Source organism: Photobacterium sp. NCIMB 13483, assembly GCF_003025475.1.
GTDB lineage: Bacteria > Pseudomonadota > Gammaproteobacteria > Enterobacterales > Vibrionaceae > Photobacterium > Photobacterium piscicola.
Genome location: NZ_PYLV01000001.1, coordinates 200,951 through 224,763 on the forward strand (window position 1 = coordinate 200,951; position 23,813 = coordinate 224,763).

Annotated in this window: 22 protein-coding genes, 1 riboswitch and 1 other annotated feature; of the genes, 7 read left to right on the forward strand and 15 right to left on the reverse strand. The window is 39.8% G+C overall.

What is annotated here, in order from left to right; translation table 11 throughout:
• Positions 1–245 precede the first annotated feature (245 nt).
• Positions 246–427, forward strand: a riboswitch (Lysine riboswitch).
• Positions 428–535: 108 nt separating this feature from the next.
• Positions 536–2,128 carry a Na+/H+ antiporter NhaC family protein gene (locus C9I86_RS00960; RefSeq protein ID WP_080156823.1) on the forward strand — a complete coding sequence of 531 codons (1,593 nt, stop codon included), beginning with the start codon at positions 536–538 and terminating at the stop codon, positions 2,126–2,128.
• Between the two features lie 173 nt (positions 2,129–2,301).
• A complete protein-coding gene (locus C9I86_RS00965; RefSeq protein ID WP_080156822.1) occupies positions 2,302–2,880 on the forward strand; it encodes a thymidine kinase in 579 nt (192 codons plus the stop codon).
• 167 nt (positions 2,881–3,047) lie between these two features.
• On the opposite strand, the gene hisIE is transcribed toward C9I86_RS00965, so the two are convergent.
• From hisIE to C9I86_RS01010, 9 genes are all read right to left on the reverse strand, one after another.
• Positions 3,048–3,668: a bifunctional phosphoribosyl-AMP cyclohydrolase/phosphoribosyl-ATP diphosphatase HisIE gene (hisIE, locus tag C9I86_RS00970; RefSeq protein ID WP_107275363.1), complete on the reverse strand. Its 621-nt coding sequence runs from the start codon at positions 3,666–3,668 to the stop codon at positions 3,048–3,050.
• Positions 3,665–4,438, reverse strand: coding sequence for an imidazole glycerol phosphate synthase subunit HisF (gene hisF / locus C9I86_RS00975; protein WP_080156820.1), 774 nt, complete (start codon positions 4,436–4,438; stop codon positions 3,665–3,667). Before hisF ends, hisIE begins: the two co-directional genes overlap by 4 nt.
• A gap of 9 nt (positions 4,439–4,447) precedes the next feature.
• On the reverse strand, positions 4,448–5,182 hold the full coding sequence (gene hisA / locus C9I86_RS00980; protein WP_107275364.1) for a 1-(5-phosphoribosyl)-5-[(5-phosphoribosylamino)methylideneamino]imidazole-4-carboxamide isomerase: 735 nt from the start codon (positions 5,180–5,182) through the stop codon (positions 4,448–4,450).
• Positions 5,183–5,214: 32 nt separating this feature from the next.
• Positions 5,215–5,883, reverse strand: coding sequence for an imidazole glycerol phosphate synthase subunit HisH (hisH, locus tag C9I86_RS00985; RefSeq protein ID WP_107275365.1), 669 nt, complete (start codon positions 5,881–5,883; stop codon positions 5,215–5,217).
• Positions 5,883–6,953: a bifunctional histidinol-phosphatase/imidazoleglycerol-phosphate dehydratase HisB gene (hisB, locus tag C9I86_RS00990; RefSeq protein WP_369924794.1), complete on the reverse strand. Its 1,071-nt coding sequence runs from the start codon at positions 6,951–6,953 to the stop codon at positions 5,883–5,885. Before hisB ends, hisH begins: the two co-directional genes overlap by 1 nt.
• A gap of 18 nt (positions 6,954–6,971) precedes the next feature.
• Positions 6,972–8,015: a histidinol-phosphate transaminase gene (hisC, locus tag C9I86_RS00995; protein WP_080157180.1), complete on the reverse strand. Its 1,044-nt coding sequence runs from the start codon at positions 8,013–8,015 to the stop codon at positions 6,972–6,974.
• An 8-nt stretch (positions 8,016–8,023) separates the two neighbouring features.
• Positions 8,024–9,325 (reverse strand): histidinol dehydrogenase, encoded by a 1,302-nt coding sequence (gene hisD / locus C9I86_RS01000; RefSeq protein WP_107275367.1) that lies wholly within the window; start codon positions 9,323–9,325, stop codon positions 8,024–8,026.
• Between the two features lie 3 nt (positions 9,326–9,328).
• Positions 9,329–10,225 carry an ATP phosphoribosyltransferase gene (gene hisG, locus C9I86_RS01005; protein WP_080156815.1) on the reverse strand — a complete coding sequence of 299 codons (897 nt, stop codon included), beginning with the start codon at positions 10,223–10,225 and terminating at the stop codon, positions 9,329–9,331.
• Between the two features lie 59 nt (positions 10,226–10,284).
• Positions 10,285–10,420: a sequence feature (His leader region), on the reverse strand.
• Positions 10,421–10,773: 353 nt separating this feature from the next.
• The gene (locus C9I86_RS01010; protein ID WP_045039299.1) at positions 10,774–11,298 is read right to left on the reverse strand and encodes a YchJ family metal-binding protein; all 525 of its coding nucleotides are present in this window, start codon (positions 11,296–11,298) and stop codon (positions 10,774–10,776) included.
• A gap of 222 nt (positions 11,299–11,520) precedes the next feature.
• Here C9I86_RS01010 and C9I86_RS01015 point away from each other — a divergent pair, with 222 nt between their 5' ends.
• The gene (locus tag C9I86_RS01015) at positions 11,521–12,417 is read left to right on the forward strand and encodes a sulfite exporter TauE/SafE family protein (protein ID WP_107275368.1); all 897 of its coding nucleotides are present in this window, start codon (positions 11,521–11,523) and stop codon (positions 12,415–12,417) included.
• 79 nt (positions 12,418–12,496) lie between these two features.
• Here the strand turns inward: C9I86_RS01015 and lpxH are convergent, their stop codons facing one another.
• On the reverse strand, positions 12,497–13,237 hold the full coding sequence (gene lpxH / locus C9I86_RS01020; RefSeq protein ID WP_107275369.1) for a UDP-2,3-diacylglucosamine diphosphatase: 741 nt from the start codon (positions 13,235–13,237) through the stop codon (positions 12,497–12,499).
• Between the two features lie 44 nt (positions 13,238–13,281).
• Entirely contained in the window at positions 13,282–13,776 is a 495-nt protein-coding gene (locus C9I86_RS01025) for a peptidylprolyl isomerase (RefSeq protein ID WP_036795443.1), read from the reverse strand.
• Between the two features lie 190 nt (positions 13,777–13,966).
• Between C9I86_RS01025 and cysS the strand changes: the two genes are divergently transcribed.
• The 3 genes from cysS (at position 13,967) to glpQ (ending at position 16,904) form a co-directional block, all read left to right on the forward strand.
• Positions 13,967–15,349, forward strand: a complete 1,383-nt coding sequence (cysS, locus tag C9I86_RS01030) for a cysteine--tRNA ligase (protein WP_107275370.1) — start codon at positions 13,967–13,969, stop codon at positions 15,347–15,349.
• A 90-nt stretch (positions 15,350–15,439) separates the two neighbouring features.
• Entirely contained in the window at positions 15,440–15,574 is a 135-nt protein-coding gene (locus C9I86_RS20320; RefSeq protein WP_255418337.1) for a hypothetical protein, read from the forward strand.
• A 247-nt stretch (positions 15,575–15,821) separates the two neighbouring features.
• Positions 15,822–16,904 (forward strand): glycerophosphodiester phosphodiesterase, encoded by a 1,083-nt coding sequence (gene glpQ, locus C9I86_RS01035; RefSeq protein WP_107275371.1) that lies wholly within the window; start codon positions 15,822–15,824, stop codon positions 16,902–16,904.
• A gap of 78 nt (positions 16,905–16,982) precedes the next feature.
• Here the strand turns inward: glpQ and C9I86_RS01040 are convergent, their stop codons facing one another.
• A complete protein-coding gene (locus tag C9I86_RS01040) occupies positions 16,983–17,807 on the reverse strand; it encodes an ion transporter (protein ID WP_080156810.1) in 825 nt (274 codons plus the stop codon).
• 182 nt (positions 17,808–17,989) lie between these two features.
• Positions 17,990–18,628 (reverse strand): YchE family NAAT transporter, encoded by a 639-nt coding sequence (locus C9I86_RS01045; protein WP_080156809.1) that lies wholly within the window; start codon positions 18,626–18,628, stop codon positions 17,990–17,992.
• A gap of 735 nt (positions 18,629–19,363) precedes the next feature.
• On the opposite strand from C9I86_RS01045, the gene adhE reads away from it, so the two are divergent.
• Complete coding sequence (gene adhE / locus C9I86_RS01050) at positions 19,364–22,042, forward strand: bifunctional acetaldehyde-CoA/alcohol dehydrogenase (protein ID WP_080156808.1); 2,679 nt, start codon at positions 19,364–19,366, stop codon at positions 22,040–22,042.
• A gap of 246 nt (positions 22,043–22,288) precedes the next feature.
• Here the strand turns inward: adhE and C9I86_RS01055 are convergent, their stop codons facing one another.
• Both C9I86_RS01055 and C9I86_RS01060 read right to left on the reverse strand, forming a co-directional pair.
• On the reverse strand, positions 22,289–22,978 hold the full coding sequence (locus tag C9I86_RS01055) for an SDR family oxidoreductase (RefSeq protein WP_107275372.1): 690 nt from the start codon (positions 22,976–22,978) through the stop codon (positions 22,289–22,291).
• Between the two features lie 222 nt (positions 22,979–23,200).
• Complete coding sequence (locus C9I86_RS01060) at positions 23,201–23,710, reverse strand: VC2046/SO_2500 family protein (RefSeq protein WP_107275447.1); 510 nt, start codon at positions 23,708–23,710, stop codon at positions 23,201–23,203.
• Positions 23,711–23,813 lie beyond the last annotated feature (103 nt).

Sequence of the window (23,813 nt, forward strand, 5' to 3'; positions counted from 1 at the left end):
GTATATGACACTATTTATAAAATATTTCTTCATTAAAAGTATAAATATGAGCCAAACAGTTTTAGTTATTGTTGTTGCTCTTTATATGTTAAATGATAATAAAATTAAAAATGGTATACCGCTTCGTTATTGCTGAACCTTTATAGTTGTTGCTAATCCATTTGTGATATCTATTGTTAATAATTTTAACTTACAGTGTTGCAAAGTTGAATCGTTTACGTAGAATGTTTCATTACATCTTTAATGATAAGGGTAGAGGTGCATTGTTTATTAGTAACTAATATGAGGGTGATACCTATGACTATTAGTGAAAGGGGTCAATGCCGAAGTAAGAAGCATATATCAAATACTCTTACTGGGGTTACATTGAATAAGTGTAATACTGCCATAGTAGATAAAGATATAACTATGGAGCGCTACTGTAGAGGCTGGGAAGGCTAACCTTCTTTCTATATACTCAATTTAATATGCCATCATGGTTATATCTAGCAGTAGATCTTCTAACCAGAATTGGTTGTCGTAGAGATTATAAACTTTGATAGATTATTCCCACTCCTTAACATCCATTATTCCGCCATTAGTCGCGCTTGGCTTGGCGATTCTTACGCGTAGAGTTCTATTGTCTTTAGGTACAGGTGTTGTGCTTGGAGCATTATTTCTTAATGATTTTTCTTTCGCTAATACAGCGTCCTATCTTGTTACATCAATCAAAGGGTTATTCATTGCAGAGGATGGCATAAATACTTGGAATATGAGTATTGTGCTGTTTTTAATATTGCTCGGGATGACCACTGCGTTATTAACTTTGTCTGGGGGGACTCGTGCTTTTGCTGAGTGGGCACAGACAAAAATTAAAACCAAACGTGGGGCAAAACTTTTGGCCGCTTTTTTAGGGGTATTCATTTTTGTCGACGACTATTTTAATAGCCTTGCGGTTGGTTCTATTGCCCGTCCTGTAACTGATCGTTTTCAAGTTTCACGTTCAAAGCTTGCTTATATTCTTGATTCAACGGCAGCACCTATGTGTGTATTAATGCCAGCATCAAGTTGGGGAGCTTACATTATTACGCTTATCGGCGGAATATTAGTGACTCACGGCGTTACTGAATATACGCCATTAAGTGCCTTTATGACGTTAGCTCCAATGAATTTTTATGCTATTTTTGCATTAGCAATGGTGTTTGTGGTGTCATGGTTCCAGTGGGATATTGGACCCATGAGAAAACATGAAAGAGCGGCTTGTCATGGTCGTGGAACTGATGTCGGCGGTGATGTTGATGATCAGGCGAAAGACTTAACAGAAGAGCTCGATATCAAAGAGAGTTTGCAAGGACGAGTTGGTGATTTAGTGTGGCCAATTATTATTCTTATTATTGCTACGTTCTTTTTTATGGTATTTACGGGCTATCAAGTTCTTGTTACAGAAGGTAAGCCATTTTCATTATTAGGCGCTTTTGAAAATACCAATGTTGGCCAAGCATTATGTCTTGGTGGTAGCTTTGGTTTAATTGCCGCGATTATTCCTGTGTTTCGTCAACGTATTGCAGCAAAAGAGATCAGTAACACGCTTTGGGTTGGCGCAAAATCAATGTTTGGTGCAATTTTAATTCTATTGTTTGCATGGAGTATTGGTGGCGTTATTGGTGATATGAAAACGGGACAATATTTATCTACCCTTGTTCAAGGTAATATTAATCCAGCATTACTACCAATGATCCTGTTTTTATTATCAGGCATTATGGCATTCTCAACCGGCACCTCATGGGGAACATTTGGCATAATGTTACCTATTGCTGGTGATCTCGCTGGGGCGACTGAAATTAGTTTAATGTTACCTATGCTTGCGAGTGTGCTTGCAGGTTCGGTGTTTGGTGATCACTGTTCTCCAATATCTGATACGACGATATTGTCATCGACAGGTGCTCGTTGTCATCATATAGATCATGTAGCGACCCAATTACCTTATGCATTATCTGTGGCCGTTATTTCTGCGATTGGATTCTTAACCTTAGGGATTACAGATTCATTAGCATTAGCATTTTTAGTGGCAACTGTTGCATTTATATTAATGTGTTTCCTTTTATCATGGTTGTCGAGCCGACCATTAAAAGGGGCGGCATTGCGTTAATAGTAAACGTTATTAAAATAACCCAATGGGCGTAAATTGAACCAGTTGATGATGATCAACTGGTTTTTTTATAGTAACAATAACAGTTGTTGACCTAGGTACTTTCCATTACCAGTAATTTTATGTAGCATCTGCGCGATTTTTAAATGTAATTCGTATGACTAGGAAAGCTAATGGCCCAGATGTATTTCTATTACTCAGCAATGAACGCTGGGAAATCGACCACATTATTACAATCATCATTTAACTACCGTGAGCGCGGCATGACGCCAATTATTTTTACGGCGGCGATTGATGATCGTTTTGGTAAAGGTAAAGTTAGCTCTCGCATTGGTTTACAAGAAGATGCTGAATTATTTAATTCAAAAGATGATTTGTACCAGATATTAATCAACTTTTCGAATGCAGGAAAAATTGATTGTGTGCTAATTGATGAATGCCAATTTTTAACCAAAGAGCAAGTTTATCAATTAACTGAAGTTGTCGATAAATTAGATATTCCAGTGTTATGTTATGGATTACGTACTGATTTTCTTGGCGAGTTATTTGAAGGTAGTCGTTATTTATTATCTTGGGCTGATAAATTAGTTGAGCTAAAAACAATTTGTCACTGTGGTCGTAAAGCAAATATGGTTATTCGTCAAGATGAAGCGGGTAATGCTATTGCTGATGGTAATCAGGTTGAGATTGGTGGTAATGATCTTTACCTCTCAGTGTGCCGCGCGCATTATAAAGAAGCACTGGGGCGATAATACGCATTTAAATGAATAAAAAAGGAAGCATAGCTTCCTTTTTTTATGCGGCAATAACAATTTCGTTGCGTAATAAAATAAGTAACATCAGAATAACAGGTGTTGTTTGAATCTTATTGTATGATTTATGAGATTATTACGTATTGCATATTAATGACGATTACTCATTATTGTTGGTGACGTTGTTTAAGTTTATTGATGACATCTTCCAGAGCAAGATTCTGATCTTGTAATAGAACCAATAAGTGGTAAATAAGATCAGCTGATTCACAGACTAATTCCGCTTTATCACCCGACGTTGCCGCAAGCGCGACTTCAACCCCTTCTTCGCCCACTTTCTGCGATATACGTTTGGTACCACGGTTATAGAGGCTCGCGGTGTAAGATGAGTCGGGATCTGCACCTTTACGATCAGCCAGTACTTGTTCAAGTTGATGAAGGAACACCAGTGCCGGTTGAGTATTAGTCGTGTCATCATTACCAAAACAACTAGTGGTGTTTAAATGACAAGTTGGGCCAATTGGATCGACTTGAATTAATAACGTATCTTGATCGCAATCGAGCTGAATACTTTTTAGGTGTAATACGTTGCCTGATGTTTCCCCTTTGGTCCATAAGCGATTTTTAGTGCGTGACCAAAAAGTGACTTGTTTAGTGGCTAATGTTTTAGCTAACGCTTCATCATTCATGTAGCCCAGCATTAATACTTGGCCACTGTTGTTATCTTGAATAATAGCAGGGATCAATCCGGCTACTTTTTCCCAATCAATAGATGTTGTTAAACTCATAGTCGAATCTCCAGCTGTTGTTGTTTTAGATAGTGCTTTAACTCACCAATATTAATGATTTGTTTATGAAATACTGATGCCGCCAGTGCGCCATCAACATTGGCGAGTTGAAATGCATCATGAAAGTGTGACATTTCACCCGCGCCACCAGAAGCAATTAAAGGCACGTTACAGACACTGCGTACCATATTGAGTTGATCTAAGTCGTAACCGTTACGCACGCCGTCTTGGTTCATCATATTTAATACGATTTCACCTGCGCCACGACGTTGGACTTCTTCAACCCAATCACGTGTTTGCCATTGAGTGGCTTTGGTACGGCTTTCATCTCCCGTAAATTGATAGACCTGATATTGACCCGTTTCAGCATCAAAATAGGAATCAATACCGACAACAATACATTGCACACCGAACTTATTCGCTAGTGTGGTGATTAATGACGGATCAGCCAATGCTGGTGAATTGATAGAAACTTTATCGGCACCAAATTGAAGAATACGGCTTGCGTCTTCAGCTGATTTGATGCCACCTGCGACACAGAATGGAATATCAATCACTTCTGCAACGCGAGATACCCAGCTTTTATCAACGACTCGGCCATCGCTTGAGGCGGTAATATCATAGAAAACCAGTTCATCTGCACCTTCTTCAGCGTAACGTTTTGCCAGTGGTACGATGTCGCCAATGATTTCGTGATTACGAAATTGGACGCCTTTTACAACCTGACCATCACGGACATCTAAACAAGGAATAATACGTTTAGCTAACATGTGTTCTCCTTAGCTATTCCAACACGTAAACGCTTGTTCAGCGCTAAATTTACCGTCAAGCAGAGCTCGACCCACAATGACGCCAGCCACGCCTGAACCTTTTAATGCTGTAATATCATCAAGTGAGCCAATGCCGCCCGATGATTGAAATTGGACTTGTGGATATTGACGGCATAAATCAACATACAATTCGACGTTTGAACCTGTGAGTGTGCCATCGCGTGAAATATCAGTACACAAGACGTGTTTTAATCCTACTTTTAGAAAGTCTTCAAGTAGCGTTTCAATGGTGACACCTGAGTCTTCTTGCCAGCCTGATACCGCTACAATACGGTTGCCGTTGTTATCAATATTAATATCAAGGGCTAATACAATATGCTCTGTACCGTATTTTTCGATCCAACCTTTAACCCTTTCTGGTTGTTTAACGGCAGTTGAGCCAATAACTACCCGTTGTGCGCCAGCATGGAGTAAATCACTGACATCTTGTTCGCAGCGTACTCCGCCACCAATTTGAATATTAGCTGGCGTACTTGCCAGTAATTGACGAATAAGCGTCAGTTGGCGTGCTTGAGTATTTTTAGCACCAGTTAAATCAACCAAGTGCAGCCAGTTAGCCCCCGCTTGGTGATAAACGGCAAATTGTTCTGTTGGGTTCACATTATATTCAGTCACTTGTCCGTAATCGCCTTGAAATAGACGCACAACTTGTCCATCGATTAAGTCTAATGCGGGAATAATCATCACATGTCCTTTGTATGGTTATTGCTGATTTTTTATAGTTCTAAGAAGTTCTTTATCAGTTGCGCGCCAGCTTTACTTGAGCGTTCTGGGTGAAACTGCACCCCATAGTAATTACCGCTTTGCACTGCAGCTGTAAAGCTTTGGCCATATTGCGCACTGGCGATGGTTTTGCCACCTTGCTGTGCGGTATTGTCAAACACTGGCATGGCATAGCTATGAACGAAATAAAAATAGCTTCCCGCTGGAATATCTTTAAATAGCGGGTGATTATCTTGTGGTGTAATGGTATTCCAACCCATATGCGGAAGTGGTAACCCCTCTGCTTGGATTTTCTCAACTGACGCATCACACAAAGCTAAACAGGGAATAATGTCGTTGCCATTTTGACCGTGTTCTTGTGATTCTTTGCCAAGTAGCTGCATTCCTAAACAGATACCTAATAACGGTTTGGTTACTTGTTTTACCAAGTTGACTAAATCACGTTGCTCAAGATTATGCATTGCTTCGCTGGCTGTACCCACACCGGGTAAAAACAACTTATCCGCGGCTAATACCACTTGCGGGTCTTTACTTATTTGTACCTGATAGCCTAAGCGCTCAATGGCAAATCTAACCGAAGAGACATTGGCGCATCCAGTATCAATAATCACCACCCGTTGCTTGGTGTTAGTGATGGTGTTGGCGATGGATGGTGCTGTCATTACAACACTCCTTTGCTGCTTGGAAGCTCATTACCTTCCACTTTGATCGCTTGGCGCAGCGTTCGTCCAAAGGCTTTAAATAAACTTTCAACAATGTGGTGATCATTATTGCCTGTTGACGATAAGTGCAGCGTACAGGCTAGGGTATCGGTCAATGAACGAAAGAAGTGAGGTACCATTTCCGTAGAAAGATCACCCACACGATCACGACTAAATGTGGCATCAAATTTAAGATAAGGACGACCAGACAAATCTAACGCACATTGTGCCAAACATTCGTCCATCGGTAAGCTAAATCCAAATCGGCCAATACCTCGCTTATCTCCAAGCGCTTGACGTAGTGCTTCGCCTAGGGCGAGGGCAGCATCTTCAACACTGTGATGATCATCAATGTGTAAGTCACCATCAACCGTTAATGTCATTTGAAAACCACCGTGAGTGGCGATTTGATCAAGCATGTGATCAAAGAATCCTAATCCGGTTGAAATTGTATTACCGCCCGTTTGATCTAAATTCACTTTGACATGAATATTTGTTTCTTTAGTGGTACGTACCACTTCTGCGATCCGTGGTTGGGTGGTGAGATCGGTGACGATCTGTTGCCAGTTCATTGTTTGCGGGTGGTATTGAATACCTCGGATCGCCATATTTTCTGCTAATTGAAGATCTGTTTGACGATCACCAATCACTGCTGAAGTAGCAAAATCAACGCGACCTTGCTGTAAGTAGTTTTTGACTAACCCCAACTTTGGCTTACGACAACTGCATTGCTGGTGGTCAAAGTGGGGGCAGATCAATACGTCACTAAAGTGAATTCCTTGTGAGCTAAAAATATCCATCATCATCGTATGAGGGGCATCAAAATCAGCTTGGGGATAACTGTGAGTACCGAGGCCGTCTTGGTTGGTGACCATCACTAAGGTATAACCGGCATTTTGAAGTGCAAGTAATGCCGGAATAACATTGGCTTCAAATTGTAGTTTGTCTAATCGATCAACTTGAAAGTCGACAGGTGGCTCAACAATTAAGGTGCCATCACGGTCGATAAATAGAATTTTCTCTTTGCTCACAATCAATGTCCTTATTAATTATTGTTGTAATTGGCCGCGAATAAACGCGAGAGTTTTTTCACATTCGTCACGGTTACCGACACTGATACGAATGCAGTTTTCAATCGGTGAACGACGTAAAATAATGCCGTTATCCCATAGCGCATTAAATAATTTATCGGCATCAGCAAATTTTACTAGCAAGTAGTTACCATACCCATCAAAGACAGTAACGCCGGCTAACATGCTAAGACCTGCTTGTAGATAAGCGCGGTTAGCACATAAGTCTAATACTTGAAATTTGGTGCGCGCGCGGCCTGCTGGTGATAAGGCTTGTACTGCAATTTCAGTAACAGGTACGGGTACAGGGTAAGGGGCTATAATTTTAAGTAGAATTTCAATGATTTCTTTATTGGCTAAAGTAAAGCCACAACGTAGTCCTGCTAGTGCAAACGCTTTAGATAATGTTCGCAAAATAACCAGATGTGGATACGTTGTTAATAAATCTTTAACGCTATCTTGAAGGCTAAAATCAATATACGCCTCATCAATAACTACTATTGCTTTATCAGTGGTCATTTCAAGTAAGGCGATAATATCTTTACGTGCTAATAAATTACCGGTTGGGTTATTAGGACTACAAGCAAACACGATTTTGACGTTATCAAGTTGCTCGGCAATGACAGTAAGGTCTAATTGCCATTCTGGCGTTAATGGTACAACTTTGGTACTAACATCATTGATTTCTGCACTAATGGCATACATACCATAAGTGGGTGGACAATAGAGAATGCTGTCGCAATTGGGTTCACAGAAAGCTTTAATGATCAGCTCAATACCTTCATCGGCACCGCGAGAAGTTAGAACCTGTTGTGGGTCAACGCCAGCATAGTCAGCATAAGCCTTGATCAGCTCTGGTGGTTGGCACTCGCTATAACGGTTTAATCCAGCAAGATTAATACTGTATTCATTGGCAAATGGTGATTCATTAGCATTAAGCCAAATATCACCTTTACCGCCTAAACGACGGGCTGATTGATAAGGGGTTAATTCTCGCACGGTTTTACGGGCTAGTTGGGCTATGTTCATGATCAATTCTCTTGTTGTGCAGTTAATTTATTAACCCGAATAGTGACAGCGTGTTTGTGAGCGTCAAGGCCTTCAGCTTCTGCAATTGTGGTCACTGTTTTTGCAATACCGAGTAAACCGTCGGCAGATAATTCTTGTATTGTCATTCGTTTACTAAAATCAGCTAAGCCGAGACTTGAATAAGTGCGGGTATAGCCATAGGTTGGTAATACGTGGTTAGTGCCTGAAGCATAATCCCCCACAGATTCAGGTGACCATTTACCTAAGAAAATTGAACCAGCATTATCAAGCAATGATACTAACTCTCTTGGCTCACAGGTTTGAACAATTAAGTGTTCAGGACCATATTGATTGGAAATAGCCACACATTGGTGCAATGTTTCGGTTACGATCAAAAGGCTAGATGTTAAAGCTTGTTGAGCAATATCAGCCCGTGTTAGTTGGCGCAATTGATTTTCAATCGCTGCTGCAGTTTGATCGGCAATAGTTTGGCTTGAAGTGACTAAGATAACTTGTGAATCAGGCCCGTGTTCGGCTTGGCTTAATAAATCAGCGGCAATAAATTCAGGATCAGCTGTTTCATCGGCAATGACTAATACTTCAGAGGGGCCGGCTGGCATATCAATTGCTGCACCGTTGAAGTCATTACTGACTTGTCGTTTTGCTTCGGTAACAAAGGCATTACCTGGGCCAAAAATCTTATCAACACTGGCAATAGTGTCAGTACCATAAGCCATTGCGGCAATCGCTTGTGATCCCCCTACGTTGTAAATAGCATCAATGCCACATAGTTTGGCAACATACAAAATTTCATCGGCAATTGGAGGTGGGGAACATAATACGATTTTACGACAACCTGCAATTTGAGCCGGCACACCTAACATTAATACGGTTGATGGTAATGGCGCACTGCCGCCGGGAATATATAACCCAACTGAATTAATCGGACGCGTAACTTGTTCACAAATCACTCCTGCTTGTGTTTCAACGCGTAATGTTGGTTGTTGTTGTGCAAGGTGGAAGGTGGTGATATTACGATGTGCTTGCTCTAAGGATGCTTTCATATCATCACTTAATCGAGCACAAGCCGCATTAACGTCAGTTGTTGAAACAGCGAGTGTTGTAGGGCGAATACCATCAAATTTTTCGGTAAGCGTAAATAGTGCACCATCGCCTTGTTGACGGACTTGTTGAATAATGTCACTGACAATAGCCGTGATATTCGCGCTGTTATTTACAGCAGGGCGCGCCAACAGTTGTTGTTGCTGGTCTTTTGTGAGTGATTGCCATAGTACGGTTTTCATGACTTACTCCATCATTTTTTCAATGGGCAAGACTAAAATAGAGCTCGCACCTAATTCTTTAAGTTGCTCCATGGTTTCCCAGAACAGATTTTCAGAGCTCACAAGGTGGATTGCAACGCGGCTTTTATCTCCTGCTAATGGTAATACGGTTGGATCTTCAGCGCCTGGTAATAATTGTTTAATTTGGTCAAGGCGATCAGTGGGCGCGTGTAGCATGATGTATTTAGATTCTTTAGCTTGAATAACACCTTGAATACGAATAAGTAATCGTTCAATTAGGGCTTGTTTTTCAGCGCTGATCACTGCCATTGATTGAATTAATACCGCTTTAGATCGCAAGATTACTTCGGCTTCTTTTAAGCCATTAGCTTCAAGGGTGGCACCTGTCGATACCAAATCACAAATGGCATCGGCTAAACCTGCTCGTGGTGCAACTTCGACAGAACCATTGAGCATACAGGTTGTAAATTGAACCCCAATATTGTCCATGTAGCGTTTGACTAATTGTGGGTAAGTAGTTGCAATACGTTTGCCATTAAGATCTTGTGGGCCGTTGTAATCAATGTCTTTATCAATCGCAATAGAAAGACGGCAGCCGCCAAAATCTAGTCGACGTAGTTTGAGATAATCACTGGCTTCGTTACGTGCTGCGCGCTCTAGACTAACTTCTTCAAGTTCATTTTCACCAATAACACCTAAATCCACCACGCCATCCATGATCAGACCGGGAATGTCATCATCTCGAACGAGTAATAAATCAATTGGCATATTTTCGGCGTGAACCACTAATCGCTCACCGACCATATTAAATTTAACACCGCAGCGTTTAAGTAGATCTTGGCACTCTTTGCTAAGACGGCCTTTTTTCTGAATCGCAATGCGTAATCGTTGTGTTTGCATAGGTATATTCCTTGTCTAAATTCATTCAAATAATAAAAATTTCAAATTGAAAATCAGGTATTAAAAAACCCTCGAAAGAAGTTTCTTCCGAGGGTCTGAATGAGATATTCCGTTATGACCACTGGAAGAAAAAAGACGTCTTCCAGGGTGAGGCGTATCCTCCCGAAAGACTAGTCAGGATGATGATGATGTTGAGATAGAATCATTTGGATACGCATAAATAGTTACTCAATAAGGGTGAACATTATTTGTTGTTGTCATTCACACTAACGAAGGCTGTTGTTTTTTGCAACAATAATTTAAGCGAAAAGTTAAAATAAATGTTAATTGTTTGTATTGATGCGCTGAAGGGATGGGATGCAGTGTTTTTATTGGTAAGGTGATGAACTATAATGGATTGTTTTACTTTTAAAATCAAAGATAGAGGATAGCATTCTTTAAATGTAAATTATTTAAGTGTGTTTTTTCAATAGCGCAACAAATAATGTATCAATAAAACTGAGCATCCTTACTCAGTTTTATTGATGAGTGGTGTTAATACGCTAGCATTAGCCACAACATTTTTTATATTTTTTACCGCTACCGCATGAACAAGGATCATTACGACCAACAGTTTTAGTAACGGTTATTGGCTTCGGTGCTGGCGGTTGTTCGCTTGGTGGTGGCTGAGGGTATTCACCATCAATGTAAAACCAATAGCATTGACCATTAATGGATTCTTGCACAAATCGAGAACGCTCTTGCAGTATATATTCTTCACCTGCTTCTTTATAACCTGCTTTAAATTCAACAAAACCCTGACCATCAGCCGCAATTTCACTGCTAATAACTTCTAGGCCTAGCCATTTAAGGTTAATCGACTCGGCAATGGCTTCACGGTGATGTTCTGCTTCACAACTGGCGTGATATGTTTGTATTACAAAATCAACTAAACCCAGCACATGAGCACTGTAACGCGCACGCATAAGCTGTTCTGGATGGGTTGCTAATGCATGATTAAGATGAATGGGTTTACAGCATTCAACAAGCGGTTTGTGGCTGCCGCAAGGACATTCATTATGGTGTTTTGACATCTTTTTTAAGCCGATTTTAATAAAGAAATTAGGGGTAGTTTACGTTTTCATTATCTCAATTAGCAATCAGTGTTTATATTTACCGCAATATATTGATGGAATGACTAAAACAATGGTAACTCATAGCGTATAAGTACATAATATTTGCGGCTGGAATAATTGCCATTTGCAATGCACCTTTTGTGCTCCTCAAATAACCCTCTTTTTTGTTTAATAGTAGTTATGTCCATATTTACCTTGATACAAGCGGGATTGCTTGTTGGTGGTGGTATCTTTTGTGTGATGTTGTTGGCAGCATGGCGAAGAAATCACAAGCAGGAAGCTGATACACGTATTATCCCGATTGCGATTATCGGTGGCTTTGCGCACTTTTGTGACACTTTAGGTATTGGCAGTTTTGCCATTATGACCTCAGGTTATAAACAGTTTAAGCTTATTGATGATCAACAATTACCTGGAACACTGAATAGCCAATCAGTACTCCCCACTGTGTTTCAGTCATTTATTTTTATGACTGCTGTCGCTGTTGATTCAGTGACATTATTAAGCTTGGTGGCGGCAGCCTGCGTTGGTGCCACAATGGGGGCGCGGTTAGTTTCTAGTTGGGATCGGCAACATATTCGCATCGTAATGAGTGTTGCTTTGTTAATTGTGGCAGGCTTAATGCTTGCTGGTCAATTAAAGCTCTTTCCATTAGGTGGCAGTAGCCTGGGTTTAAGCGGCTGGAAATTGGTTATTGGAATTATTGGTAACTTTATTTTTGGCGCGTTAATGACGGTGGGTATTGGTTTGTATGCACCCTGTATGGTAATGATTTACCTTCTGGGGATGAATCCGTTGGCGGCCTTTCCGGTCATGATGTGTTCATGTGCATTTTTAAGCTTTTTCTCATCAGCTAGCTTTATTCGCCATAATCGTTTTAATAGTCGCGCAACGGTAACCGTTGCCGTTGTTGGACCGATAATGGTGATCATTGCTGCATATTTAGTGAAGTCATTAAATATGCATGTGTTATCGTGGCTAGTGTGTATCGTGGTGTTTTATACTTCGTTCACTATGTACCGCTCATGGCTTGCTGATAGAAAAGTGATACCTAATGCAGTGGTAAAAGCACAATAAGTATTACGCTAATAAATGATCAGTATGAGATTTTATAGCAATAAAAAAGGTACGCATGTCGTACCTTTTTTTATACTTATTATTTCGAGTTAGAAGCACTGAAATCGCGTGTTTCTAATTGATATCCATCGGGGTGATATACCAGCACTGAGCCATGATCATACCAATCACCAAGAACAATGCGTTGTGCAGGAATGCCATCAATATCAAGATCATGAATATCAGGTCGATGTGTGTGGCCATGAATCATTTGAGTGACATGTGCATCGCGCATTACCCGTACCACTTCTGCTTGAGTAACATCCATAATCGATTGGCTTTTAGTTTGATTATTCTTACCACTGTTACTGCGGAATTTATCCCCGACTTTAACTCGGTATGATAATGGTAATCGGGCAAACAACCATTGGATAACAGGATTGTGAACTTTTTTACGGTAACGTTGGTAGGCTTGATCTTCAATACATAGCGTATCACCGTGTAAAATTAAGGTTGGTGTACCATATAGATCAACCACCGTATGCTGAGGCAATAAGGTTATTCCCGTTTGACGGCTAAATTGTTTACCAATTAAAAAGTCACGGTTGCCATGAATAAAGTAACACGGTGTATCAGCATCAGTCAGCATTTTGAAGGCATGCTTGACTTGCTGTAAGAAAGGGGAGTCTTCATCATCGCCTATCCACATTTCAAATAAATCCCCTAATACATACAAGGCATCGATATGGTGGGTTTCTTCGGCCATAAAGCGTAAGAAACAAGCGGTAATGTCAGGACGTTCAGCACTTAAGTGCAAATCTGAGATAAATAATGTGGTCATAAGAGATTAATAAAGGGCGGTAATTGACCGCCCTTTGCGAAGTATTAGTCTTCGATTGTTACGTTTTCGATGATAACGTCTTCAACAGGCACGTCGTCGTGGTAACCGTTACGGCCTGTTTTTACTGCTTTGATTTTGTTTACTACATCCATGCCTTCAACAACAGCAGCAAATACACAGTAGCCCCAGCCACTCATGTTTTCGCCAGTGAAGTCTAGGAAGTTGTTATCTTTTACGTTAATGAAGAACTGTGAGCTAGCAGAGTGTGGTGCGTTAGTACGCGCCATTGCTAATGTGCCTGTTTTGTTGCTTAGGCCATTGTTTGCTTCATTGTTGATTGTTGCGCGAGTTTCTTTCTCTTCCATACCAGGAAGCATGCCGCCGCCTTGAACCATGAAACCATCAATAACGCGGTGGAAAATAGTGCCATTATAGAAACCGTCACGGCAGTATTGTAGGAAGTTAGCACATGTTACCGGTGCTTTATCTTCAAAAAGATTAATTTTGATGTCACCGAAATTTGTGTGAAGAGTGATCATGATTTTTTCCTTTAATGGAGTATTTTCTTTAAGCGTGGATATTAACTTACCTTAGCCGTGTCAGACAAACATTACCCGCTTAATCTGCACTAATTGCTAAAATAGCATCCATCCTTGAATTTTCCTTGCGATCAAATGCTATAAAAGGTGTAATTACGACAAATTTGAAATTAATGAGTAATGCTGAGACATGTTAAAGATCTATAATTCGCTCACACGACAAAAAGAAGTATTTACACCCATCCATCCTGGCAAAGTCGGTATGTACGTTTGTGGCGTTACGATCTACGATTTATGTCATATCGGACATGGTCGTACATTTGTCTCTTTTGATGTTGTGTCGCGTTATTTGCGTTACTCAGGCTACGATCTTACTTTTGTTCGTAACATTACTGATATCGATGACAAAATCATTAAGCGTGCTGCTGAAAATGGTGAAAGCTGTGAATCATTAACAGAACGCCTAATTAGTGAAATGCATGCTGACTTTGATGCTTTAGGCATGAAACGTCCTGATGTTGAACCACGTGCGACGCAATTTATTGCTGAAATTATTGCGCTTTGTGAGCGTTTAATTGAACGTGGCTTTGCTTATGTTGCATCAAATGGCGATGTAATGTTTGAAGTGAGCAAGTATGACGATTATGGTCGTCTTTCTAAGCAAGATCTTGATCAACTTCAAGCGGGTGCGCGCGTTGATATCGATATGGCAAAACGCAGTCCGTTAGACTTTGTTTTGTGGAAAATGTCGAAGCCTGGTGAACCAACATGGGAATCACCATGGGGCCCTGGTCGCCCTGGTTGGCATATTGAATGTTCAGCGATGAACTCATCTATTCTTGGCGATCATTTTGATATTCATGGTGGTGGCTCAGATTTACAATTCCCTCACCACGAAAATGAAATTGCGCAATCATGCTGTGCTCACGATGGTCAATATGTGAATACATGGATGCACAGTGGCATGGTGATGGTTGATCGTGAAAAGATGTCTAAATCACTAGGTAATTTCTTCACTATTCGCGACGTATTAAATCATTATGATCCTGAAACTGTACGTTACTTCTTAATGTCTGGTCATTACCGTAGCCAGCTTAATTACAGTGAAGATAATCTTAAACAAGCGCGTTCAGCACTTGAGCGTTTATATACGTCACTACGTGGCTTAGATACATCAGTAGAAGCTGCTGGTGGTGAAGAGTTCGTTGCTCGTTTTAAAGAAGCGATGGATGATGATTTCAATACGCCTGAAGCATATTCTACATTGTTTGATATGGCGCGTGAGATCAACCGTCTTAAAACGGATGATATTGCAGCTGCATCTTTGTTAGGTGCGCGTATGCGAGAGTTGGCTGACATTTTAGGCTTATTATCTCAAGATCCTGAAACTTTTTTACAAGGTGGTGCAGGTGAAGAAGATGACGTGGCTGAAATTGAAGGGTTAATTCAACAGCGTTTAGATGCGCGTGCTGCGAAAGATTGGGCTGCTGCTGATGATGCGCGTGATAAGTTACTTGCGATGGGCATTATTTTAGAAGATGGTGCACAAGGTACAACTTGGCGTCGTAAATAATTAAATCTGTTGTTTATCAAACCGAGGTATTCTGCCTCGGTTTTTTTATATCTTTATTTTATGTTATCGGCGTAATGTCAGCTTGTTTATATGATTATTACTGTTATTACTGTTATTACTGTTATTACTGTTATTACTGTTATTACTGTTATTACTGTTATTACTGTTATTACTGTTATTACTGTTATTACTGTTATTACTGTTATTACTGTTATTACTGTTTGATTTTTATCACGTTATAGACGTGGTAGAAGCAAAGTATGAAACAAATAAGTCGATACGATGAATATTTAATAGCTTTATTCCACTTTGGAATTAAAGTCACCATTTGAGAATTAAAGTTATTATTTAAGCTGAAAAAAGCATTATATACGCATTCGATCGCAAAACTGTCATTTATTATCCGTATCATTTGTTTCGAATGAGCATTTATATGTTCGATATGAACCAATGTGTGATTGAAGGAATAATAATGAAAAAAATGATTCTAGCAACAATGATTGGCTGCGCTGTATTGTCCACGCATGTTATTGCTCAACCTAATACTGATAAAGTCGTTATTGCCCACCGTGGTGCATCAGGTTATTTACCTGAACATACCTTACCAGCAAAGGCACTTGCTTATGCGATGAAGCCAGATTATATCGAACAAGATGTGGTAATGACGAAAGATGATAAGTTGGTGGTGTTACATGACCATTATCTGGATCGGGTGACCAATGTTGCTGCTGTTTTTCCCAATCGAGCCCGTAAAGATGGTCGTTTTTATGCGATTGATTTTACCTTGGCAGAGATTAAACAGTTAAGTGTGACAGAAGGCTTTGATATTAAGGAAGGTAAGCAAGTACAAGGTTTCTCTGAACGGTTCCCTATTTGGAAGTCTCATTTTACCGTTCCAACGTTCCAAGAAGAAATTGAAATGATTCAGGGGTTAAATAAAACCTTGGGTTATGACATTGGCTTGTATCCAGAAATTAAAGCGCCATGGTTTCATCGCCATGAAGGCAAAGACATCAGTAAAGCGGTATTAACAGTACTAAAGCAATATGGTTATATTGATAAAAACAGTAATGTTTATTTACAAACGTTTGATTTCAATGAGCTTAAACGTATTAATGATCAATTAATGCCAGCCATGGGCATGGATTTGAATTTAGTACAGTTGATGGCGGAAACAGATTGGAATGAGACCATGGAGTATGACAAAGCAGGTAAAGCACATCCTTATAGTTATGATTGGATGTTTGAGCCAAATGGTATGAAAGTCTTGTCTCAATATGCTGATGGTATTGGCCCGTGGAAACCGATGATAGTGAAAGACAGTTCAACTTTAGGTCACATTGAACTCACCGATATGGTGAAAAATGCCCATGCGAACGGTATGGTTGTGCATCCTTATACTTTTAGAGCGGATAAAGATCGTATTCCAGCCTATGCTAAAGATTACGATGGCATGTTAGAGGTGTTTTATAATCAAGCGGGGGTTGATGGTGTTTTTACTGATTTTCCAGATAAAGCGGTTAACTTCTTACAACAGCACACTCAACAGCATTAATTTACACACGATGACTTAAACATCATTTTTGATGGTAAACAGCCCGTACTCAGTGTTAGTACGGGCTTTTTATTGGCGTTATAATGTTTCAGGTAATTTCGTACCACATTTATTACAATATTCAGCCTCCATTTCATGACCACTTGTCGCACAATTAGGGCAACGAATAAGGTCACGATGGGTCTTCATCTCTTGATTTAATTCTGCAGTAATAATACCCGTAGGCACCGCAAGAATGGAGTAACCCAACAACATGGTTAATGACGCTAATGCCTTACCCATGACGGTATGCGGCACAATATCGCCATAACCAACCGTAGTGATTGTGACAATTGCCCAATAAATACTTTTGGGAATACTGGTAAAGCCATTTTCAGGGCCTTCAATAATGAACATTAACGAGCCAAACACTGTTACCAGAATTAAAACTGAGCTAAAAAAGACAAATATTTTACGCTGGGCGTGACGAAGTGAACGTAATAATATATTGGAATCACGAAGAAACCTTGCCAGTTTGAGAACGCGAAAAATACGTAACACACGAATAAGGCGAATGATGAGTAAGTAGTTCGACCCTGGAATTAAAAAGGCAATATAAGCGGGTAAAATCGCCATTAAGTCAATCACACCATAGAAGCTACGCATATAAGCAAGGGGACGCGGAGAGCAATATAAGCGCAAAATGTATTCAATAGTGAATAGAATCGTAAATGACCATTCAGCAATAACCAATAAATGGGAGTACTGCGATTCAATGCTTGCAACTGATGAGATAATTAAAATTATTTCAGAACTTACAATGGCAATAATTAAAGCAATATCAAACCATTGACCTAAGCGGGTAGAAGTGCCGAAAATAATTTGATAGAGACGCTGTCTTGGAGTGAGTGTTAGTTTTGTCATAATTTAATTGTATTTATTAACAGATAAGACGCCAACGTAATATTTTAATGTTTATGGTGTGTTATTAATTGGCTTGAATAGTATCTAGTATATCAAAACCCAGCAGTGACTTAAGTATTTATCAGAGGTAAAAAAGCCCCAGCGAATGAATAGGCTGAGGCTTAGATCGTTGATAGTAATAGTTAGCTTAATCCTGGCAACATCACGCGTAGTCCGTTGATTATAAACTCAATACCCAGAGCCGCTAGAATCAAACCCATAATACGTGTAATAACGTTAATGCCTGTTTGACCTAAAAAACGCACAATATAAGGGGCTGAGCGGAATAATAACCAACAACAAAATGCAAAGATGGCAATCGTGATTGCAATGCCCACGGTAGATGTCAAGCCTGGGTAGCGAGCGCCGTATACGATGGTTGAGCTAATAGCACCCGGTCCGGCCATTAATGGCATCGCTAACGGAACGACTCCCACTTGTTCCCGGCTGATGGACTCTGATTTCTCTTCTTTGTTCTGTTTAACTTCGCCGATTTTACCGCTCATCATTGAAAATGCGATGCTGAGTAGCAGTAAACCGCCTGCAACACGAAATGACTCAATAGAAATACTGAATAGATCCAGTAAATGTTGCCCAGCTATTAATGCGACAACTAAAATAATAACAACTGCAACATTGGTTGTTAATGCGGTTTTATTTCGCTCTTCTGGGCTCATTGCTCCAGTAAGTGACACAAAAACAGGCATGATACCTACAGGGTTGACAGTGGCAATAAGCCCAACGAAAAAGTGTAAAAATATTGCTATATCAAAAGCCTGCATAGTTATTACCTATTAAATTACCTTCATTTATTGTGGCGAGAATAATAAAAACAATATGTGTTTTTATTGTCATATTGGTAATAAAGATCAAACGATAGCTAAATTATGTGATCTTTATAACCATTATCTCTGCCCGTGTTCTATAAGGATGTATGGTTGAAAAATACCATTGCGGCCATATTTTAATCTAAGCGAACTATTTCATCTACCGATAAAAGCCAATTAATGCGACTTCAGACGTGGATAATTTTATGTCAGATAAATTATGTAAAGTGTGATTTTGTATATTAGGCTTAGTGAATCAATTATTCAGCAGGATTATATGCAACAAATATTGAGCAGTTAACGTAATAAATCGTGATTTCTGTCACATTTGGACGTGATAGGGGCTAGTAAATGTATTTTTATTACGTAATATTTCGTCTTGTGAAATAAATGGTTTTGATAGATATTAGTTAAATCAACCGTTAGGCTCATGAAATTGCATGTAAAAGCATGATAAAAACACTATATTTCATGTTTTAATGATTATTTCACCATTTTGATGGTGTGGTGATCTAAATCAATTTCTTTTACAGTGTGAAAAATTATAATCAGTTTTGAAAGCAATTTACTAAGTATGTGTATTGTTGAAAGTGTTAATGAATTTTAACGCTCTTATGTAAAAAGATTTCAGCATATTCTTACTAAATGATTTTTAATGAATTTTATAGTTTTTATTTTTGGAGAAAGAATATGCCTGTAACTAATTTAGCTGAACTTGATGCTTTAGTAGCACGTGTTAAAGCGGCTCAAAAAGAATTTGCAAGCTTTTCACAAGAACAAGTTGATACAATCTTTCGTGCTGCGTCTCTAGCTGCTTCAACTGCTCGTATCGAGCTTGCAAAAATGGCTGCAGAAGAGTCTGGCATGGGTATCATGGAAGACAAGGTTATTAAAAACCATTTTGCTTCTGAGTTCATTTACAATAAATACAAAGATGAATTGACGTGTGGCGTTATCGATCGTAACGATGAAGGCGGCACGATCACTATCGCAGAACCTGTAGGTATTGTTTGTGCAATCGTTCCAACGACAAACCCTACTTCAACAGCAATCTTTAAATCGCTAATCTGTCTTAAAACACGTAACGGTTGTATTTTCTCACCACACCCACGCGCTAAAAATGCAACTAACTACGCAGCGAAAGTTGTATTAGATGCAGCAATTAAAGCGGGCGCACCAAAAGATATCATTGGTTGGATTGACCAACCTTCTGTTGAATTATCAAATGCACTAATGAAGCATGATAATGTTAACATGATCCTTGCTACTGGTGGTCCTGGCATGGTTAAAGCAGCTTACTCTTCAGGTAAACCTGCAATCGGTGTTGGTGCTGGTAATACGCCAGTTGTTATTGATGAAACTGCTGATATTAAACGTGCTGTTTCTTCAATCCTAATGTCTAAAACATTCGACAATGGTGTTATCTGTGCTTCTGAGCAAGCTGCAATCGTTGTTGAGTCTATTTACGAGGAAGTTAAAGCTCGTTTCGCTGAATACGGCGCGGCTGTTCTAAGTAAAGAAGACGCAGATAAAGTACGTAAAGTACTGCTTATCAATGGCGCACTTAACGCTAATATCGTTGGCCAACCAGCGTACAAAATTGCTGAGCTAGCAAATGTTAAAGTACCAGTGTCAACTAAAATTCTTATCGGTGAAGGCCTAGAAGCTTCATGGGATGATGAATTTGCTCATGAAAAACTATCTCCAACACTAGGTCTATTTAAAGCGAAAGACTTTGAAGATGCTGTGCGTCAAGCAGGTATCGTATTAGACATAGGTGGTGTTGGTCATACGTCAGTACTTTACACAGACCAAGATAATAACGAAGATCGCATTGCGTACTTCGGCGACAAAATGAAAACTGCTCGTATTCTTGTGAATACACCTGCATCTCAAGGTGGTATCGGTGACCTTTACAACTTTGAATTAGCACCTTCACTAACGTTAGGTTGTGGTTCTTGGGGTGGTAATGCTATCTCTGAGAACGTAGGTCCTAAGCACCTTATCAACAAGAAAATTGTAGCTAAGCGAGCAGAAAATATGTTGTGGCATAAACTACCAAAATCTATCTACTTCCGTCGCGGCTGTTTACCAATCGCAATGACTGATCTTGAAGGCAAAAAACGTGCACTAATCGTAACTGACCGTTTCTTATTCAACAACGGTTACATCGATGACCTACGTTCAATCTTGAAAGAGAAAGGCATGGAAGTTGAAGTATTCCATGAAGTAGAAGCAGATCCAACATTAGCAGTAGTTAAAGCTGGTGCTGAAGCATGTGCAAGTTACCAACCTGATGTTATCTTAGCTGTTGGTGGTGGTTCACCGATGGATGCTGCGAAAATCATGTGGGTAATGTACGAGCATCCAGAAACTGATTTCGAAGACCTATCAATGCGCTTTATGGATATCCGTAAACGTATTTACAAGTTCCCTAAGATGGGTCAAAAAGCTGAATTAGTATGTATCACAACGACTTCTGGTACTGGTTCTGAAGTTACACCATTTGCTGTTGTAACTGATGAAAAGACGGGTCAAAAATACCCATTAGCAGATTACGAACTAACGCCAAACATGGCAGTTGTTGATGCTAACCTTGTAATGGATATGCCTAAGTCTTTATGTGCATTCGGTGGTTATGATGCAGTAACGCACGCATTAGAAGCTTACGTTTCTGTTCTTGCTAACGAATACTCAGATGGTCACGCTCTTCAAGCTCTTAAGATGCTTAAAGAGTACTTACCAAGTTCTTACGTTAACGGTAAGAAAGATCCAGTTGCACGTGAGAAAGTTCACAATGCAGCAACAATCGCTGGTATGGCTTTTGCGCAGTCTTTCCTAGGTGTGTGTCACTCAATGGCACATAAATTAGGTGCTGAATTCCATATTCCACACGGTCTTGCGAATGCGCTATTAATCTCGAATACTGTTCGTTTTAATGCGACTAACAACCCAACTAAACAAGCTGCGTTCTCTCAGTACGACCGTCCTAAAGCACGTGCTCGTTATGCTGAAGTTGCAGAGCATTTAGGCTTCCGTGAAGGTAATACTGAAACGAAAGTTAATGCGTTACTTGGTTGGTTAGAAGAGCTTAAACTTGCATTGGATATTCCATTGTCAATTCAAGCTGCTGGTGTTGATGAAGCTGCGTTTATGGCTAAAGTTGATGCAATTGCTGAAGATGCGTTCGATGACCAATGTACAGGTGCTAACCCACGTTACCCATTGATTAAAGAGCTTAAAGAAGTATTAATCGCTTCTTACTACGGTAAAGTATACGCTGACGGTGAAACGTTTGAAGATACAGCAGTAGCTAAAAAATCAGAGCCAGCACAAGTTGCTGCAAAAGGTAAAAAAGCAAAAGCTTAATATCTTTACTGACTAAAATATAAAAAAGCCCGTCTAGCAATAGACGGGCTTTTTGTTTTGGGGGATTTACATCATCATTGATAAGTGCTTAAAATTCACCTCGCAACCTCGCAACCTCGCAACCTCGCAACCTCGCAACCTCGCAACCTCGCAACCTCGCAACCTCGCAACCTCGCAACCTCTAAACATAAAAAAGGCCAAGTATTCATACTCAGCCAGCTTGATTAGATGATTATTTTATTCTGTTTAGACGCCCATTTCTGATTCTATCATTCGCCCACTAAACGAATCATTACGCACAATGTATTCAACATTACGTGCAATTTCGTCTTGCATCGGAACATTGACAATACCCTGTTGTTCATTGGGTTTATCTTGTAGGTTAATCGGCACAATTCCACCAACGCGAATATTAAAATCTGCCAGTTCATTGGCCCAATTTTGAGTTAATCCACTCACTACAGTTTTACTGGTTGTTGGTGTATGAGGCTGATGATTTTCATGGCTCAATGCAAGATTCACAATTACACTTTGATGGGGTTGGTGTTGCATAAATTCGGCGGCTATTTTACCAAATATAAAAAAACTGGCGGCGCTTTTTTGCATGGTGTTATTAAAATCACTAATAGAGGTCGGTGATAATAAATGCGGTATTTCTGCACCTGTCCAAGTATTTAATAAAATATTAATCGCTCCAAATCGCTCCCTGACCTGCTGAAAGAGGGTGCTAATGCTGGGTTCATCATAGTATTTTATATAAAAAGCTACGGATGACTCACTGATTTTTTGACAAGATTGTAAGGTTTTTTTTAGTTCAATTTCGTTATTATCGACCAGTGCCAAGGTTGCCCCTAATGATGCGAAATGAAGTGCCACCGCTTTACCAATAGGATTACCAGCATCGGTGATGATAGCGACTGATTGTCCGATATGCATATATTCCTAGCCTTAATGTTTAAATCGTCTTATTTAAAGCCTTATTGGTATTAATATTATAGCAGTTATATCTAAGGCCATTACTATCATCAATACTAGTCAATAAGCTCGCAAACTAATAATAATAAAGAAGAAATTATGAGCAATATCACGATCAAATATGGTTATTATTTTTGCATCATAAATGGCATATTTTATCTTTGACTAACTGCAAATATTAGCTTAAGCAGCCCAGCTTATTTCACTCATACGTTTAGATTTGATCAATGCTAAATACAGATCTTGCGGTGTTGCTTGCAGTGGTTTTGGTTCAACTGGTGGCAGCTTACGACGTTCGTGAGTCGATAAGTTATGAAACAAATCTTCCGGTAAACCTTTTGTTTGTTGTGGCGGGTAGGACAGGGCTGTTGGCTGTAACTGTGCGAGTAAACGGGTGCTGGTTAAACTTGCTTGATGAAAAGCGTGTGCTTGTTCAGCTGCGCGCTGATAGCAAGCTGCTGTCGCTGTGAGAGGCTGTGATGCTGGAATTTCAAAATAAGCCCGCAGTTGCTGTGATGATTGTGTTTCGATGGGGGTAGTATCAACAGGAATGTTCTCATGCAGATCAGAAGATAATAACGCTAACATTAACGCAAAATCAGCGCGACGCCCACCTTCAACCGCATGGTTAAGGTTTGTGCCGAGTTGGATTTCATTAATAAGCTGTACATTATCAAGTGATTGAGTTTGCATGTAATTAATAACAAGCCATGTTAAATAAGGTATTAAGGTTATCGACATAAAAAACAATAACTTTAATGATTTATTTTAGGCAATAAAAAGCCCTGAACATGTC

Bases quoted from the DNA above. Each gene is read 5' to 3' on its own strand.
- C9I86_RS01045 (WP_080156809.1), bottom strand. From the start codon at position 18,628: ATGCAGGCTTTTGATATAGCAATATTTTTACACTTTTTCGTTGGGCTT.
- C9I86_RS01060 (WP_107275447.1), bottom strand. From the start codon at position 23,710: ATGCAAACTCAATCACTTGATAATGTACAGCTTATTAATGAAATCCAA.
- hisH (WP_107275365.1), bottom strand. From the start codon at position 5,883: ATGACAGCACCATCCATCGCCAACACCATCACTAACACCAAGCAACGG.
- C9I86_RS00965 (WP_080156822.1), top strand. From the start codon at position 2,302: ATGGCCCAGATGTATTTCTATTACTCAGCAATGAACGCTGGGAAATCG.
- lpxH (WP_107275369.1), bottom strand. From the start codon at position 13,237: ATGACCACATTATTTATCTCAGATTTGCACTTAAGTGCTGAACGTCCT.
- hisD (WP_107275367.1), bottom strand. From the start codon at position 9,325: ATGAAAACCGTACTATGGCAATCACTCACAAAAGACCAGCAACAACAA.
- glpQ (WP_107275371.1), top strand. From the start codon at position 15,822: ATGAAAAAAATGATTCTAGCAACAATGATTGGCTGCGCTGTATTGTCC.
- C9I86_RS01010 (WP_045039299.1), bottom strand. From the start codon at position 11,298: ATGTCAAAACACCATAATGAATGTCCTTGCGGCAGCCACAAACCGCTT.
- cysS (WP_107275370.1), top strand. From the start codon at position 13,967: ATGTTAAAGATCTATAATTCGCTCACACGACAAAAAGAAGTATTTACA.
- C9I86_RS01040 (WP_080156810.1), bottom strand. From the start codon at position 17,807: ATGACAAAACTAACACTCACTCCAAGACAGCGTCTCTATCAAATTATT.
- hisIE (WP_107275363.1), bottom strand. From the start codon at position 3,668: ATGAGTTTAACAACATCTATTGATTGGGAAAAAGTAGCCGGATTGATC.
- hisG (WP_080156815.1), bottom strand. From the start codon at position 10,225: ATGCAAACACAACGATTACGCATTGCGATTCAGAAAAAAGGCCGTCTT.
- hisF (WP_080156820.1), bottom strand. From the start codon at position 4,438: ATGTTAGCTAAACGTATTATTCCTTGTTTAGATGTCCGTGATGGTCAG.
- C9I86_RS20320 (WP_255418337.1), top strand. From the start codon at position 15,440: ATGATTATTACTGTTATTACTGTTATTACTGTTATTACTGTTATTACT.
- C9I86_RS01015 (WP_107275368.1), top strand. From the start codon at position 11,521: ATGTCCATATTTACCTTGATACAAGCGGGATTGCTTGTTGGTGGTGGT.
- hisA (WP_107275364.1), bottom strand. From the start codon at position 5,182: ATGATTATTCCCGCATTAGACTTAATCGATGGACAAGTTGTGCGTCTA.
- adhE (WP_080156808.1), top strand. From the start codon at position 19,364: ATGCCTGTAACTAATTTAGCTGAACTTGATGCTTTAGTAGCACGTGTT.
- C9I86_RS01055 (WP_107275372.1), bottom strand. From the start codon at position 22,978: ATGCATATCGGACAATCAGTCGCTATCATCACCGATGCTGGTAATCCT.
- C9I86_RS01025 (WP_036795443.1), bottom strand. From the start codon at position 13,776: ATGATCACTCTTCACACAAATTTCGGTGACATCAAAATTAATCTTTTT.